Source organism: Streptomyces lunaelactis (assembly GCF_003054555.1).
GTDB classification, from domain to species: Bacteria; Actinomycetota; Actinomycetes; order Streptomycetales; family Streptomycetaceae; genus Streptomyces; species Streptomyces lunaelactis.
The window spans coordinates 3,002,724-3,018,965 of record NZ_CP026304.1; the positions used below are offsets into that span (position 1 = coordinate 3,002,724).

A 16,242-nucleotide genomic window follows, 5' to 3' on the forward strand; every position below is an offset into this window, starting at 1 on the left:
GCCCATGAGCACCAGCGCCAGCACGCGCACGCACACCCTGCGTTCGAAGCGCCGCAGGTCCGGCCTTGCGGCGAAGCGCAGAAGACGAGCACTGCGGACGGCAGCCTTCATGTCGCCGTGGCTGATCGGCTTCAGCGTCTTCTTCGCCTATCCGCTGCTCTCCACCGTGTACTTCTCCTTCACGAAGTACGACGGCATCCGGCCGCCCACGTTCAACGGCCTGGACAACTGGAGTTACGTCTTCAGCGACTACCGGCTGTTCTGGCCCGCCATGCAGAACACCCTCTGGCTGGTCGTGGTCATGGTCAGCTGCCGGGTCGTGTTCGGACTCGGCATCGGACTGCTGATCACGAAGATCAAGACCGGTGCCGGGGTCTTCAGGACGCTGTTCTATCTGCCGTACCTGGCCCCGCCGGTCGCCGCGACGCTCGCCTTCGTCTTCCTGCTCAACCCGGGTACGGGACCCGTCAATTCGGTCCTGGAGTCGATCGGGCTGCCGACCCCCGGCTGGTTCACCGACCCCACCTGGTCCAAGCCCGCCCTCACCGCGCTCGCCCTCTGGGGCATCGGCGACCTGATGGTGATCTTCATGGCCGCGCTGCTCGACGTACCCAAGGAGCAGTACGAGGCGGCGGAACTGGACGGGGCGGGGCCCTGGGCGCGGTTCCGCTTCGTGACCCTGCCGAACATCATGCCCATCGTGATGTTCGCCGTTGTCACCGGCGTGATCCAGACCATGCAGTACTACACACAGCCGCTCGTCGCGGGGAAGGTCGCCTCCGGCGTCATCGGCGGCTCTGGCCAGCAGTTCGAGCCCGGCTACCCCGACAAGTCCACGCTGACCCTCCCCCAGCTCGTCTACGACCTCGGCTTCCAGCGCTTCGACTACGGCTCGGCCTGTGTGATCGCGCTTGTGCTCTTCGCTCTCGCCATGGCCTTCACCGCGCTGCTGATGCGCCGCCGTGGCGGCCTACTGCAGGCAGGTGAATGACGTCATGACCCAGCTCCTGGACAAGCCCGTCGCGCCGCCGGCGCAAACCCTCTCCGGCGCCGAGCGCACCGCACGCCGCAAGGCGCTGCTGCACTGGATCGCCGTGCACTCGCTGGGGATCGCTGCCGCGCTCTTCTTCGTGCTGCCGTTCCTCTTCCTCTTCCTGACCTCGGTGATGAGCGACCAGCAGGCGCTGACCCGCGAGCTGTGGCCGAAGGACTGGGAGTGGAGCAACTACGCGGACGTCTGGAACACCCCGGGCTTTCTGACCTGGTGGAAGAACACCCTGCTGTACGCGGGACTCGGCACGGTCCTCACGGTCGTCTCGTCCGTCCCGGTGGCGTACGCGCTGGCCAAGTTCCGCTTCCGCGGCCGCAGTCTGTCGCTGATGCTGGTCATCTCGATGATGATGCTGCCGCAGCAGGTGACGATCATCCCGATGTATCTTTTCTGGGCCAAGCAGTTCGACTTCTCCGGGACGCTCTGGCCGCTGATCATCCCGATGGCCTTCGGCGACGCGTTCTCCATCTTCCTGCTGCGGCAGTTCCTGCTGACCATCCCGAACGAGTATCTGGACTCGGCGAAGGTCGACGGCTGCGGTGAGTTCCGCACGCTGATCAAGGTGGTGCTGCCGATGGCCAGGCCGGGCATCGCCGCCGTCGCGCTCTTCCAGTTCTTCTACGCCTGGAACGACTACTTCGGCCCCCAGATCTACGCCTCGGAGAACCCGGCCGCGTGGACCCTGAGCTACGGCCTGGAGTCGTTCAAGGGCGCTCACCACACCGACTGGAATCTGACCATGGCCGCGACCGTACTGGTCATGGCCCCCGTGATCCTCGTCTTCTTCTTTGCCCAGAAGGCATTCGTCGAGGGCGTCACACTGACCGGAGTGAAGGGCTGATGCACAGATGAAGCTCGCAGTCGTGGGTGGCGGATCCACCTATACCCCTGAGTTGATCGACGGCTTCGCCCGGCTGAGGGACACCCTCCCGATCAGTGAACTCGTCCTCATCGACCCGGCGGCCGACCGGCTCGAGCTGGTCGGCGGCCTGGCGCGGCGGATCTTCGCCAAGCAGGGCCACGACGGGAAGATCGTCACCACCTCCGACGTGGACGCGGGCGTCGCCGACGCCGACGCGGTGCTGCTGCAGCTGCGCGTGGGCGGGCAGGCCGCGCGGAACAACGACGAGACCTGGCCGCTGGAGTGCGGCTGCGTCGGACAGGAGACCACCGGAGCGGGCGGCCTCGCCAAGGCGCTGCGTACGGTCCCGGTCGTCCTCGACATCGCCGAGCGGGTGCGCCGCACCAACCCCAACGCCTGGATCATCGACTTCACCAATCCGGTGGGCATCGTGACCCGGGCGCTGCTGCAGGCCGGACACAAGGCCGTCGGTCTGTGCAATGTCGCCATCGGCTTCCAGCGCACGTTCGCGGGGCTGCTGGGCGTCGCCCCGGCCGACGTCCACCTGAACCATGTGGGTCTCAACCATCTGACGTGGGAGACCGGTGTGCGCCTCGGCGGCCCGGAGGGCGCGGACCTGCTGCCCAAGCTGCTGGCCGAGCACGGGGACGCGATCGCGGACGATCTGCATCTGCCGCGCCAGGTGCTGGACCGGCTCGGCGTGGTCCCCTCGTACTACCTGCGCTACTTCTACGCGCACGACGAGGTCGTACGCGAGCTGAGGACCAAGCCGTCGCGGGCCGCCGAGGTCGCGGAGATGGAGAAGCAGCTGCTCGAGATGTACGGCGACCCGGCGCTCGACGAGAAGCCGGAGCTGCTCGCCAAGCGCGGCGGCGCCTTCTACTCGGAGGCCGCCGTGGACCTCGCCGCCTCGCTGCTGGGCGGGGGCGGCAGCCCGTACCAGGTGGTGAACACCGTCAACAGGGGCACGCTGCCGTTCCTCCCCGACGACGCCGTGATCGAGGTGCAGGCCGCCGTCGGCGGGCAGGGCCCGACACCGCTTCCGGTGCCCGAACCCGACCCGCTGTACACGGGGTTGATCGCCCACGTGACGGCGTACGAGGACCTGGCGCTGGAGGCCGCCCTGCGCGGCGGCCGCGACCGTGTCTTCAAGGCCATGCTGTCGCATCCGCTGATCGGCCAGTACGAGTACGCCGAAGCGCTCACCGACAAGCTGATCGCGCACAACCGGGAGCACCTCGCGTGGGCATGACCGCACGAGGCGTCCTGGCCATCGACGCCGGCAACAGCAAGACCGACGTCGCGGTGGTCGCCGCCGACGGGACCGTACTCGGCAAGGCCCGCGGCGGCGGTTTCCAGCCGCCCGCGGTCGGCATCGAGGCGGCCGTCGAAGCTCTTGGCCGTACGGTCGCGGCCGCCGCGGCCGCCGCCGGCGTCAGCACGCTCTCCGGGCCGTTCGTCGCGCACGTCTCGGCCTGCCTGGCCAATGCCGACCTCCCCGTGGAGGAGCGGGAGTTGGCGGCGGCCGTTCAGGCGCGCGGCTGGGGCCGTACGACCGAGGTGCGCAACGACACCTTCGCGATCCTGCGGGCCGGGGTCGAGTCGCCGCGCGGCGTGGCGGTGGTGTGCGGCGCCGGCATCAACTGCGTGGGCATGCTGCCGGACGGCCGTACCGCGCGCTTCCCCGCCATCGGCCGGATCTCCGGCGACTGGGGCGGCGGCGCGGGGCTCGCGGAGGAGGCGCTGTGGTTCGCGGCGCGGGCGGAGGACGGGCGCGGCGAGCCGACGGCCCTGGCCCGTACGCTGCCCGCGCACTTCGGGCTGGACTCCATGTACGCCCTGATCGAGGCGCTGCATCTGGAGCACATCCCCTCGGTGCGCAAGCACGAGCTGACCCCGGTCCTCTTCGCGACCAGCGCGGAGGGCGACCCGGTGGCCCGCTCGCTGGTGCACCGGCTCGCCGGGGAGGTCGTCGCGCTGTCCACGGTCGCGCTGGCCCGGCTCGATCTGCTCGACGAGGAGGTTCCGGTGCTGCTGGGGGGCAGTGTGCTCGCGGCCCGGCACCCGGAGCTGGACGAGCACATCGGCAAGCTGCTGGCGGCCAGGGCGCCCAACGCGGTGATCGAGGTGGTGACGGCCCCGCCGGTGCTCGGCGCGGCGCTGCTGGGCCTGGACCACATCGGGGCTTCGCCCGAGGCCCGCGCCCGGCTGCGAGCGCACTACGCGTAGCGCGGTGACCGCACAGGCTGACCGGGCCCGTCCGGCAACCGGGTTGTCCTCAATCGCCGGACGGGCTTGATGGCGGGAACCGATCAAGGCGCTGGGGCGTATTCATGATGGGGAACACGGTGGGGGAAGGGCCTGGCAGGATCGTAAAATGCTGCGATAGATACAAGATCCAGTCAATCCTGCTGTGAATGTCAGTCACTGCGGCATACTGCTGGCCGGGAGTCGTCCCCCGACCCGCCGGGAGGCGGGCCGACGTCAGCGACCGAGGGGGAGGTCACGTGACATACCCGCCGACTGTGCGCACCGCGCCCCAATCGGCTCCGACGCATGCGCCCGGGCAGCCGCCGGACCAGCCGCCCGCCCACCGCGGCGCGTGGTCCGTCGGCAAGGAACTGCTGCGTACGGCCGCGACGACCGAGCCGGGCCGGCTGCAGATCATCGGGGCCGTACTGGCCGCGCTGGTGGTGGCGTTCGGCGCGGTGACGGCGTTGGAGATCTCGGACCGGGCGACCGCGGCCGACGATGTGGTGAGCCGCAGCCAGCCGCTGAGTGCGGACGCCGCGTCCATCTACCGCTCGCTGGCCGACGCGGACACGGCGGCCTCCAGCAGCTTCCTGGCCGGTGCGGCGGGGTCCGGCGCGATGGACGAGCGGTACCGGAAGGATGTCGCGCTGGCGTCCCGCCTGCTGATCAAGGCCGCCACGAATACGGACAGTTCGAGCGAGTCGGGCCGCCAGATAGCCACGCTCAACGAGCAACTCCCCCGATACACGGGCCTGATCGAGACGGCCCGCGCCAACAACCGCCAGGGCCTGCCGCTCGGCGGCGCCTATCTGCGGTACGCGAACGCGCGGATGACGCAGGACCTGCTGCCCGCCGCCCAGAAGCTGTACGACGCGGAGACGGCGCGGCTCGACAAGGACGACGAGGACGCCCGGTTCTGGCCCCTCTTCTCGCTCGCGGTGGGCGTGGTGGCGCTGACCGGCCTTGTCTGGGCCCAGCGGCGCAACTACCGGCGTACGAACCGCGTGTTCAACCACGGTCTGCTCGCCGCGACCGCCGCCTCCACCGTCGTACTGCTGTGGCTCGCCGTGGGGCACACCGTGGCCCGCGCCGATCTGAACGACGCCACGGCCCACGGCCAGAGGTCCCTCAAGGTCCTCAACGACGCGCGCATCAACTCCCTGAAGGCGCGCGCCAATGAGAACCTCACGCTGGTGGCCCGGGGCGCGGTGCTCACCGACGACGGCAAGAGCGACAAGTACGAGACGGACTACACCACGGGCATGGGCAGGCTCGGCGCCCAGCTGAGCGATGCGCACAAGCTCGCCGACGACAGCGCGGGACGCGATCCCGTCGCCGACGCGGTCAAGGGCGTGTCCCAGTGGAAGGACCGGCACAGCAGCGCCAGCAAGACCGACAAGGCCGGAGACTACGACGGCGCGCTGGCGAAGATCATCGGCTCCAAGGCCTCCACCGGTGAGTCCTTCGACCAGGTGGACGCGGCGCTGGAGAAGGCGCTGGGGCACGAGCAGCGCGAGTTCACCAAGGCGGCCGAGGACGGGCGCGGAGCGCTGACCGGACTGCCGATCGGCGCCGCGGCCCTGGCCGTGCTGGGCGCGGCCGGCGCCATCCTCGGTATCAACCGCAGGCTTTCGGAGTACCGGTGAGAGGGGGAGCGATGACGGGCACGAGGACCGGGTTCCGTGGCTGGGGCGGCGTCGCGGGGATGGCCGCGGCGTGCGCGCTGACCGCCGCCGTCACGCTGCTGCCGCTGTCCCACGGCGGCGCCGACGGCCTCGGTGCGGGGTCGTCCGGACAGAGCGCGGCCTCGTCGGTGCCCGTGAAGGCGGACGACTGCAAGGACCCGGAGGCCTCGCTGCCGTCGTCGGCGGCCGGCGGTCCGAACATCGACGCGATCAGGGAGCGGGGCAAGCTGATCGTCGGCGTCGACCAGAACAGCTACCGCTGGGGCTACCGCAATCCGGCCAGTGGCGGTCTCGAGGGCTTCGACATCGATCTCGCCCACGCCATCGCCCAGGACATCCTCGGCAAGCCGGACGCGGTCATCTTCCGCGCCATCCCCACCAACCAGCGCATACCCGCCCTGAACAACGGCACGGTGGACATCGTCGTCCGTACGATGACGATCAACTGCGCCCGGATCAAGCAGGTCGCGTTCTCCACCGCGTACTTCCAGACCGGCCAGCAGGTCCTCGCGCCCAAGGGCTCGTCCATCACCGGGTACGACAAGTCCCTCGCCGGGAAGAAGGTCTGCTCGGCGGAGGGTTCGACGGCGTACGACGCGCTGGAGAAGAACTCCTTCGGGGCCACGTTCAAGGACAAGCACGACGGGCAGCCGGGGGACGAGGACCAGTTCACCGTGCCCAACCAGCTCGACTGTCTGGTCCGGCTGCAGCTGGGCCTGGTCGACGCGGTCGTGACGGACGCCGCGCTCGCGGCGGGCCAGGCGGCCCAGGACCCGGCTGTCGAGCTCAAGGGCGGCAAGCCCTTCACCACCGAGTACTACGGCGTCGCCACCAAGCTCGGCAAGGACGATGTGGTGCGCCGGGTGAACAAGGTGCTCGACACCTACCGTCAGGGCGCCTGGACCCAGGCGTACGACAAATGGCTGGTGGCCGATCTGCCCGGGATCACCGGGCCGCCGGCGCCGAAGTTCCGCACCGGCTGAGTACGGCACGGGCCGAGGAGGACGGCACAGGCCGAGAGCGAACAGACTTCAGAGCGCACAACTAGTCCTGGCAGGAAGAGCAGAGAGGTGATCGATGGGCGTCGCGGGACCCCCAGGGCCGGTCATGGACCGGGACGAGGTGGACCGTGCGCTGGCGCGGCTCGGCGCGGAGCACGAGGCGGTCGAAACCTCGCTCCTCGCTCTGCAGGACCATGCGGGCCGCCGGCTCCTCGAAGGCGCCGGGCTGACGGGCGTCACCAAGGACCGCTGGGCCTCCACGGAGCAGGCGATCTCGCTGCTGTGGGGGTACTTCGACGCGTACAGCGCCGCCCTGAACGACACCCGTGAGCTGCGTGCCAGGCGGCGCTGGCCCAGTCGTGAGGACCTGGTGGAGCTGACCGACCGGCTGCGCGGCCGCAGTGTGACCATCGCGAGCTCCGCCACCCACCCCGCGCCGTCGATCACCGGACCCGCCAAGCTCTCCGAGCAGTTCACGCTCGAGGAGCTGGTCTCCCGGATGAACGAGCTGTACGCGGGCTCGCTGGACATGGTCGTGACGGCCGACTCGGTGTGGTCCGCGCTGCCCGCCCGGATAGATCTGCTCTCCGCCGAGCTGCAGCGCACCCGCTCGCTGGCCCACTCCGTCGGCGTACGGCCCGGGGAGCACCCCGCGGGCGACGAGCTGGAAGCGATCACGCACGAGCTGTCCACACTCCGCGCCCAGGTGATCTCCGACCCGCTGGCTTTCTGGCGGCCCGCCGTCGGCAGTTCGGCCCCGGGCGGCGGCCGGCCCGACACCGACCGCTACGACCGGGCCGCGCGCGCCCTGGAGGACATCCGCCGGGAGATCGAGGCGGTGCTCCAGGTCCGCCAGGACTCGGAGGAGCGGCTGCTCCGGCTGCGCGATGTGCTCTCGCGCGCCGACCGGACGCTGACCGAGGCGCGTTCGGCGCGCGGCGAGGTGCTGGCGAAGATCGCGGCCTCCGAGGTGCCCGCGGTCAGCGGCCCGCCGACGGTACTGCAGGAGCGGCTCGCCACCGCCGCCGAGTACCGCAGGCACTCCCAGTGGCACCGGCTCTCGCCGCTGCTGGAGTCCCTGGAGCGCGAGGCCGAGGACGAACTGCTGCGCGCCCGCGAGTCGTTGGGTGCCGTCACCGCGCCGCTCGCGGTCCGCGCCGAGCTGCGCGGCCGCCTCGACGCGTACAGGGCGAAGGTCGCCCGGCACGGGATGGCGGAGGATCCGCTGCTGATCGAGCGGTACGACGCGGCCCGCCGGATGCTGTGGAGTGCGCCGTGCGATCTGCGCGTCGCCGAACAGGCGGTGCTGCGCTATCAGCAGGCCGCCAGAGAAGTACTGGTCCCGCGACAGGCAGGACCGTCCGGGCCCGAGGACCGCAGGGGGGATTCGTGAGCGGGAACAACAGATGCCATCGCCCCGGCTGTGAGGGCTCCTACGAGGACATGGGCGGCGGCGAGCTGTACTGCGACACATGCGGGCTCGCCCCCGTCGTCGCGTCGAACGGCATGGTGTCCTCGCCGCCCACCGGCATCACCGGCGGCGGCCGCGACTCCGGCTCCGCACGGAGCAGTTCGCGCTCCTCACGGGCTTCGTCGCGCTCGGCGACCTCGCGCCGTTCCGTCTCCGGGCGGCTGTCGCGTTCGCTGTCGGGCATCGCCTCCTCCCGGTCGGTCTCGGTGCGCAGCTCCGGCGCCAGCACGAGCGCGTCGGGCCGCAACCGCCTGGGCGCCGGCCTGGTGTCCGTACCGGAGGTGCCGCGCCCCGAGCCGCGCGCGGCGGTGATGGAGAACCCCGAGGTCCCCGAGCGCAAGCGGTTCTGCTCGCGCTCCGACTGCGGGGCACAGGTGGGGCGTTCGCGCGGTGAGCGCCCCGGCCGTACGGAAGGCTTCTGCACCAAGTGCGGCCACCCGTACTCCTTCGTGCCGAAGCTCGCCGATGGCGACATCGTGCACGGGCAGTACGAGGTCGTGGGCTGTCTCGCCCACGGCGGCCTGGGCTGGGTCTATCTCGCGGTGGACCGCGCGGTCTCCGACCGCTGGGTCGTCCTGAAGGGTCTGCTGGACACGGGCGACCAGGACGCCATGGCCGCGGCGATCTCGGAGCGCCGCTTCCTCGCGGAGATCGAGCACTCCAACATCGTCCGCATCTACAACTTCGTCGAGCACCTCGACCAGCGCACCGGCTCCCTCGACGGCTACATCGTCATGGAGTACGTCGGCGGCAAGTCGCTGAAGGAGATCGCCAACGAGCGCCGGGACAAGGGCGGCAAGCGGGACCCGCTGCCGGTCGAGCAGGCGTGCGCGTACGGCATCGAGGCGCTGGAGGCGCTCGGCCATCTGCACAGCAGGAACCTGCTGTACTGCGACTTCAAGGTCGACAACGCCATCCAGCAGCAGGACCAGCTCAAGCTCATCGACATGGGCGCGGTCCGCAGGATGGACGACGACGAGTCCGCGATCTACGGCACGGTCGGCTACCAGGCCCCCGAGGTCGCCGAGGTCGGCCCGTCGGTGGCCTCCGACCTGTACACGGTCGCGCGGACGCTGGCCGTGCTGACCTTCGACTTCCAGGGGTACACGAATGTGTTCGTGGACTCCCTGCCGGACCCGGAGAACATCCAGGTCTTCCATACGTACGAGTCGTTCTACCGGCTGCTGGTGCGGGCGACGGACCCGGATCCGGCGCGGCGGTTCGCCTCGGCGCAGGAGATGGCGGAGCAGCTGACGGGTGTGCTGCGGGAGGTCGTTGCGATCCAGACGGGCCGTCCGCGGCCGTCGCTGTCGACGCTGTTCGGGCCGGAACTGCGCGTCCCGGACACGCAGTTGTTCGCGGAGCTGACGGGGGACGTGTCGCAGCTGGGCGGGCGGGCTGTGGCCTCCTCGGGCCGTGGTCGCAGGCGGCAGCCCGCGGTCGCGTTGCACAGTGCCCCTACCGGTGCGCTCGCGGCGAACGGCTCCGGTGCCCCCGGCCCGTACGGCGGCGCCCCCGGCCGGCTGCCCCGCCCGGGCGTCCCCGGGTACGGCACCGGAAACGGAGCCCCGGCAGCGGTTCCGTACGCGGCCACCCAGGCGGTCGTCCCGGCGCCCCGCAGCCCCCTCACCACGCCCCCGCCGCAGCCGGCACTCGCCCCGCATATCGCGGTGCTCGACGCGCGGGCGACCTCGCTCGCGCTGCCCGTGCCGCGCGTCGACCCGGACGACCCCAACGCCGGCTTCCTCGCCGGCCTCCTGGCCTCGGCGCCGGCCGAGCTGATCGCCGCGCTGCACTCCACGGCGGCGAGCTCCCCGGAGACGCGGCTGCGCGAGCTGCGCGCCCGGCTGGAGATGCGCGAGCTGGACTCCGCCACCAGGGGGCTCGCGGCCCTGGAGAACGAACATCCGGACGACTGGCGGGTCGTCTGGTATCGCGGTCTCACCTCGCTGGTGACCGGGGAGAACGAGATCGCGGCGCTCTCCTTCGACGCGATCTACGACGCGTTCCCCGGCGAGCCCGCCCCCAAGCTGGCGCTCGGCGTCTGCGCCGAGGTACTCGGCCAGCTGGACAATGCCGCGGAGTACTACCGCCTAGTGTGGACGACCGACCCGAGCTATGTCAGTGCCGCGTTCGGCCTGGCCCGGGTGCAGATCGCGGCGGGCGACCGGACCGGAGCCGTACGGACGCTGGAGTCGGTGCCTGAGGCTTCGATCCACTACACGGCGGCGCGGGTCGCGGCCGTACGGGCGAGGCTGCGGCGACGCGCCGCGCACGACCCCCTGATCGACGACCTGTCGGCGGCCGCCGCGCAGGTGGACGCCCTGAAGGACTTCGGTATGGACGCGGTGCGCCGCGAGCAGTTGTCCACAGAAGTACTCGGGACGGCCCTCGACTGGGTACTCTCCGGTAGTCCCGGAGCCCGGCCGTCCGTACCGAACGCACCGACCATTCCGAGCGCACCCACCGTGCTGCTCGGCAGTGAACTGGACGAGCGCGGCCTGCGCTTCGGGCTGGAACGCTCCTACCGGGTGCTCGCCCGGCTCGCCCAGCGCGGCGAGGAGCGGATGGACCTGGTGGAGCGGGCGAACCGCTTCCGCCCCCGGACGTGGGTGTGATTGATGTCGTCGCAGATGCACCAGCCGGCCGCCAGGTCGACCTGCCCCAGTTGCGAGGAGCCCCTGGAGACGGGTGACTTGTTCTGCGGCGCGTGCGGGTACGACCTGTCGGCCGCGCCCGCAACGCCGGCCGACCGCCCCACCATCGCCATCGGCACGGCTGTCGAGTGGCCTACGGCCACCGGGACGGATACGGCGGGCACGCCCGCGCCGGCCCATCTGCCCGGCGATCTGCCGGGCACGGACTCGGGCGGCGGTCCGCTGTCGGCCTCGGCCGACGATCCGCTGTCAGCCTCGGCCGGCGGTCAACTGCCCGCATCAGCCGTGCGGTACGACAGCCCGCCGGGACACGCCGCGCCGGCCGGAGCGAGCTCCCCCGCGGGCGGTGACTTCACGCTGCCCGCGCCCGAGGCGCGCAGCGCCGCCGCCCCCGACCCGCGCGCCGGGGCCCCCGTCACACCACCCCCGGCCGGCACCAAGCTCTGCGTGGCCTGCCGCGCCGGCCATGTCGACACCGACGGCTACTGCGAGAACTGCGGCCACGCCCAGCCCCGCGAACGCGACCACATGGAACAGGAGCTGGGCTCGGTCGCCGCGGTCAGCGACCGGGGACTGCGCCACCACCGCAACGAGGACTCGTTCGCGGTCTCCTCCACGGCGCTGCCCGACGGCACACCGGCGATCGTCGCGATCGTCTGCGACGGCGTCTCGTCGGCGACCCGCCCCGACGAGGCCTCGGAGGCCGCAGCGAACGCGGCCAACGAAATGCTGCTGGAGTCCCTGCCACGCGGCACACACCCCCAGCAGGCCATGCACGAGGCGATCATCGCCGCCTCCGAGGCGGTCAACTCCCTTGCCATCGTGCCCGATCAGGGCCAGGCCATGGAGCACGACCCGCACCGCCATCAGAACGCGCCCGCGTGCACGATCGTCGGCGCGGTGGCCGCAGCCGGACTGCTCGTCGTCGGCTGGGTCGGCGACAGCCGTGCGTACTGGGTGCCCGACGACCGCAGCGGCCCGCCCGCCCGGCTCACCGAGGACGACTCCTGGGCGGCCCAGATGGTGGCGGCCGGCCTGATGAACGAGGCGGAGGCGTACGCCGACGAGCGCGCCCACGCCATCACGGGCTGGCTGGGAGCCGACGCGTACGAACTGGAGCCGCACACCGCTTCCTTCAAGCCGGACCGGCCCGGAGTGGTCGTGGTCTGCACGGACGGCCTGTGGAACTACGCGGAGGGCGCAGAGGAGATGGCCCGGGCCGTCCCGGCCGATGCCGCCGGCCGGCCGCTGCACAGCGCGCAGGTGCTGGTCGGCCATGCGCTCGACGGCGGGGGCCACGACAACGTAACAGTGGCCGTCCTGCCGTTCGCCGTGCCTGAGCAAGGGGCAGGATCGGCCTACAACAGGGCTTGAGCCCCCATATGTCCGGCGAGTGTCCGACACGTCGTGCCCGCGGGACCCTGTGTCTTTTTTCTCTGCCCAAGTGGAGCCTCTAGGAGCCGATTCAGATGGCCGTTTTCTCCAAATCCCAGGTGCCGCAGTTCTCCGTCGAGGTGTACCAGAACGAATATCTGCCGGAGGGCGGCCGCGAGGTCAACGCGATCGTCACGGTGACCTCCACGGGCGGCGGCACCAGCGGCGGGGCGCCGCTCCTCGGAGCATCGCCCTCCCCCTCGTACATACCTGGACAGGCGCCGGGTGCCGCCGTGGTGATCATGGTCGACTGTTCCGGTTCGATGGACTATCCGCCGACCAAGATGCGCAATGCCCGTGATGCCACGGCCGCCGCCATCGACACCCTGCGCGACGGTGTCGCCTTCGCGGTGGTCGCCGGTACGCATGTCGCGAGCGAGGTCTACCCGGGAGACGGCCGGCTCGCGGTCGCCGATGCGCAGACCCGCGCTCAGGCCAAGGAGGCCCTGCGACGGCTCAGCGCGGGTGGCGGCACCGCGATCGGCACCTGGCTGCGGCTGGCCGACCGGCTCCTTTCCGGCTCCGATGTACCCATCCGGCACGGGATCCTGCTCACCGACGGCCGTAACGAGCACGAGGCGCCGGAGGATCTGCGGACCGCGCTCGAGGCCAACGCCGGCCGCTTCACCTGCGACGCCCGCGGGGTCGGCACCGACTGGGAGGTCAAGGAGGTCACCGGTATCGCGTCCGCGCTGCTCGGCACGGCCGACATCGTCGCCGACCCGACCGGTCTTGCCGCCGACTTCACCAGCATGATGGAGAACGCGATGGGCAAGGAGATCGCGGACGTGGCGCTGCGGCTGTGGACGCCCGTCGGGGTGGAGATCAAGTTCGTCAAGCAAGTCGCGCCCACGGTCGAGGAGTTGACCGGACGGCGGACGGAGGCGGGACCGCGGGCCGGGGACTATCCCACCGGCTCCTGGGGCGACGAGTCCCGTGACTACCACGTGTGCGTACAGGTGCCGCAGGCCGGGATCGGCCAGGAGATGCTCGCGGCCCGGGTCTCGCTGATCATTCCGGCGGCGGACGGCGGCGCTCCGGAGGTGCTTTCACAGGGTCTGGTCAAGGCGGTGTGGACGGACGACATGGTCGCCTCCACGTCGATCAACCCGCAGGTCGCGCACTACACAGGTCAGGCCGAACTGGCACAAGTCATCCAACAGGGGCTTGATGCCCGCAAGTCCGGCGACTTCGACGGTGCGACCGCCAAACTCGGCCGTGCGGTACAGCTCGCGGCCGATTCGGGGAACAGGGATACTGCGAAACTCCTTTCGAAGGTGGTCGACGTCGTCGATGCGGCGACAGGTACTGTGCGACTGAAGGCGAAGGTCGCGGAGGCCGACGAGATGACCCTCGAAACGCGCTCCACGAAGACGGTCCGTGTGAAGAAGTAGCAGGCAGAAACACCGAAGTGAAACGGCCCTCGGGCCGGACGAGGAGAGGGGGAAGCGCCGACATGCCGACCTGCCCGAACGGACACCAGTCGGGTTCCGACGACTGGTGCGAGGTCTGCGGCCACCGCATGGCCGGTCCTGGCGCTCCCGCGGGTGCCGTACCGCCGCCGCCTCCCCCGCCACCGGCCTACGGATACCCGGGGCCCGGCGATCCCAACGCCACCGCCCAGGCCGAGCTCTGCCCGCAGTGCCGCACCCCGCGCGAGGCCATGGCCCCGTTCTGCGAGGAGTGCCGGTACAACTTCCTGACGAACACGGCGACGTCGTACACCCCCGTGGCCCCGGCCCAGCAGCCCCCCGGGCTGAATCTCCCGCCGGGCTTCCAGTCCCAGCCCGCGCCGCCGCCGCCCGCGCAGCAGCAGCAGCGTGATCCGTACGAGTACCAGGGCTCGCGGCCCTCGCAGATGAACCGGCCCGCCGAGCCGCTGATGAACGATCCCTCGGCCCAGCAGCAGCCCCCGCAGGGGTTCCCGCAGCCGCCGGGTCCGCCGATGCCGCCCGCCTTCCAGCAGCAGCCGGGTCCGCCGGCGCCGCCCGCGTACCAGCAGCAGCCGGGTCCGCCGGCGCCGCCCGCGTACCAGCAGCCGGGTCCGCCCGCACCGCAGCAGCCCCAGCAGACGGGCGACGACGACTGGATGCTGCCCCCGCCCTCGCAGGCCCAGGCACCGCAGGCGCCGCCGGCTCCCCAGGCGCCGCAGCGGCCGGACCAGTTCCAGCAGCAGGATCCCTTCCAGCAGCCGGATCCGTTCCAGCAGCAGGAGCCCTTCCGGCAGCAGGATCCGTTCCAGCAGCAGGCTCAACAGCAGGCGGTGCCACCGCAGTACACCCAGCAGCCCGGTCAGCCGCAGGGCCAACAGCCCGGCCAGCAGCCGGGTCAGCACCCTGGGCAGCAGCAGCCGCCGCAGTACCAGACTCCCGCCGGCTGGACCGCGGTCATCGCGCCCGACCGCGAGTACTTCCTGGCGATGATGCATCGCAGCGGCCCTGAGGCCACCGGCCTCAATCTGCCCGCGTACTCCCCCGAGCAGCACCTCCCGCTCACCGGGAACCAGATCGCCATCGGCCGCCGCCGGCAGTCCACCGGCGAGTCCCCCGAGATCGATCTGTCCGTACCGCCGGAGGACCCGGGCGTCTCGCACCAGCACGCGGTGCTGGTGCAGCAGCCCGACGGCTCGTGGGCCGTGGTCGACCAGAACTCCACCAACGGCACCACGCTCAACGGCGCCGAGGACCCGATCCAGCCCTATGTGCCCATCCCGCTGAACGACGGCGACCGAGTCCATGTCGGCGCCTGGACCACGATCACTATCCGGCGGGGCTAGCCGCCCACGGCGGACGCCCAGCCGTTCGAGCGCCCGAGCGGCCAGGCGTACGGCCCCTCGGGGTCGTCCAGCCAGGCCCACTGGTGGCCCCCGCTCACGGTGACCCCGAACCGGTCCCGCAGCGGGCGCCGCTCGCGCTCCCACAGCGAGAGGGCCTCGTGCGGGTCCAGGCTGCCCGCGGTCAGCGTCAGCAGGAAGCGGAAGAGTTCGTTCTCGATCGCGCGCCTCGGCAGCCCGCCGATATGCCCCTCCCGGGGCAGCTCGCCGCCGCGCAGCGGTACGAAGTACGCGGACGTGCGCAGAAAGCGGCCCTCCGCGCTTCTGCCGTGGCTGTCTTCGCGTACCCCCAGCGCGATCAGCCCGGTGGAGAGCGGGGCCAGGATCCGCGCCCCCGGCCTGCACTGCGGCAGCCAGTCGAACGGCACCGACGGCAGCGTGCAGGTCGCGATGATGCGGTCGAAGGGCGCGCGCTCCGGGCAGCCGCGCGCGCCGTCGCCGGTGACCACCGTGGGGTGGTACCCGGCGGCCGCCAGATGCGTCCGCGCCGACTCGGTGATCTCCGTGTCCAGATCGACGGTCGTCACCAGGTCGTCGCCGAGCCGGTGCGCGAGCAGCGCGGCGTTGTAGCCGGTGCCCGCGCCGATCTCGAGTACCGCGTTCCCCTCCCGTACCTCCAGCTCCTCGAGCATCGAGGCCATGAGCGAGGGCTGGCTGCTGGAGGAGACCAGCTCGCCATCGCGCACGCGGGTGGCGAGCGGCCCGTCCACGTACGCCCCGCGCAGCCAGCGCGCCCGCCGCACGGGGTCGGGATCCTCGCACCACAGGCGCTCGTACGCACCCGTCCTGCTCGCGAAGTAGTACGGCACGAACAGATGCCGGGGCACCTCTTCGAAGGCCGTCCGCCAGGCCGGGTCGGCCAGCCCGCCGCCCGCCACGATCTCCCGCACCAGCGACCGCCGCGCCACGGCCGCGGGCTCGGCGAACCGGTCCACGTGCACTCCCATGCCTCCACTGTCCTGCGCCGCCGCCCTGTAGGCGAGCACCCGAACGGG

General features: G+C 71.4%; 13 protein-coding genes. 11 read left to right on the top strand and 2 right to left on the bottom strand.

The window, feature by feature from the left end; genetic code table 11:
- Nucleotides 1-4 precede the first annotated feature (4 nt).
- From SLUN_RS13585 to SLUN_RS13615, 7 genes are all read left to right on the top strand, one after another.
- A complete protein-coding gene (locus tag SLUN_RS13585; protein WP_108148739.1) occupies nucleotides 5-991 on the top strand; it encodes a carbohydrate ABC transporter permease in 987 nt (328 codons plus the stop codon).
- A 4-nt stretch (nucleotides 992-995) separates the two neighbouring features.
- A complete protein-coding gene (locus tag SLUN_RS13590) occupies nucleotides 996-1,892 on the top strand; it encodes a carbohydrate ABC transporter permease (RefSeq protein ID WP_108148740.1) in 897 nt (298 codons plus the stop codon).
- Nucleotides 1,893-1,899: 7 nt separating this feature from the next.
- Nucleotides 1,900-3,165 (top strand): 6-phospho-beta-glucosidase, encoded by a 1,266-nt coding sequence (locus SLUN_RS13595; RefSeq protein WP_108148741.1) that lies wholly within the window; start codon nucleotides 1,900-1,902, stop codon nucleotides 3,163-3,165.
- Nucleotides 3,162-4,142, top strand: a complete 981-nt coding sequence (locus tag SLUN_RS13600; RefSeq protein WP_108154719.1) for an N-acetylglucosamine kinase — start codon at nucleotides 3,162-3,164, stop codon at nucleotides 4,140-4,142. The genes SLUN_RS13595 and SLUN_RS13600 overlap by 4 nt, the downstream gene beginning before the upstream one ends.
- Before the next feature lie 278 nt (nucleotides 4,143-4,420).
- Nucleotides 4,421-5,812 carry a GlnX family signal transduction membrane protein gene (locus tag SLUN_RS13605; protein ID WP_371413826.1) on the top strand — a complete coding sequence of 464 codons (1,392 nt, stop codon included), beginning with the start codon at nucleotides 4,421-4,423 and terminating at the stop codon, nucleotides 5,810-5,812.
- 11 nt (nucleotides 5,813-5,823) lie between these two features.
- The gene (locus SLUN_RS13610) at nucleotides 5,824-6,834 is read left to right on the top strand and encodes a glutamate ABC transporter substrate-binding protein (protein ID WP_108148742.1); all 1,011 of its coding nucleotides are present in this window, start codon (nucleotides 5,824-5,826) and stop codon (nucleotides 6,832-6,834) included.
- A 124-nt stretch (nucleotides 6,835-6,958) separates the two neighbouring features.
- Nucleotides 6,959-8,245: a hypothetical protein gene (locus SLUN_RS13615; RefSeq protein WP_108148743.1), complete on the top strand. Its 1,287-nt coding sequence runs from the start codon at nucleotides 6,959-6,961 to the stop codon at nucleotides 8,243-8,245.
- 40 nt (nucleotides 8,246-8,285) lie between these two features.
- On the opposite strand, the gene SLUN_RS42585 is transcribed toward SLUN_RS13615, so the two are convergent.
- Complete coding sequence (locus tag SLUN_RS42585) at nucleotides 8,286-8,507, bottom strand: hypothetical protein (RefSeq protein ID WP_442759033.1); 222 nt, start codon at nucleotides 8,505-8,507, stop codon at nucleotides 8,286-8,288.
- Nucleotides 8,508-8,529: 22 nt separating this feature from the next.
- Here SLUN_RS42585 and SLUN_RS13620 point away from each other — a divergent pair, with 22 nt between their 5' ends.
- The 4 genes from SLUN_RS13620 (at nucleotide 8,530) to SLUN_RS13635 (ending at nucleotide 15,190) form a co-directional block, all read left to right on the top strand.
- Entirely contained in the window at nucleotides 8,530-10,941 is a 2,412-nt protein-coding gene (locus tag SLUN_RS13620; protein ID WP_442759034.1) for a tetratricopeptide repeat protein, read from the top strand.
- A 3-nt stretch (nucleotides 10,942-10,944) separates the two neighbouring features.
- Complete coding sequence (locus SLUN_RS13625; protein ID WP_179955290.1) at nucleotides 10,945-12,354, top strand: PP2C family protein-serine/threonine phosphatase; 1,410 nt, start codon at nucleotides 10,945-10,947, stop codon at nucleotides 12,352-12,354.
- Nucleotides 12,355-12,449: 95 nt separating this feature from the next.
- Nucleotides 12,450-13,808, top strand: a complete 1,359-nt coding sequence (locus SLUN_RS13630) for a vWA domain-containing protein (protein ID WP_108148746.1) — start codon at nucleotides 12,450-12,452, stop codon at nucleotides 13,806-13,808.
- 62 nt (nucleotides 13,809-13,870) lie between these two features.
- Entirely contained in the window at nucleotides 13,871-15,190 is a 1,320-nt protein-coding gene (locus tag SLUN_RS13635; RefSeq protein ID WP_108148747.1) for an FHA domain-containing protein, read from the top strand.
- Here SLUN_RS13635 and SLUN_RS13640 read toward each other — a convergent pair.
- Nucleotides 15,187-16,194 (bottom strand): methyltransferase domain-containing protein, encoded by a 1,008-nt coding sequence (locus tag SLUN_RS13640; protein WP_108148748.1) that lies wholly within the window; start codon nucleotides 16,192-16,194, stop codon nucleotides 15,187-15,189. The genes SLUN_RS13635 and SLUN_RS13640 overlap by 4 nt on opposite strands.
- Nucleotides 16,195-16,242 lie beyond the last annotated feature (48 nt).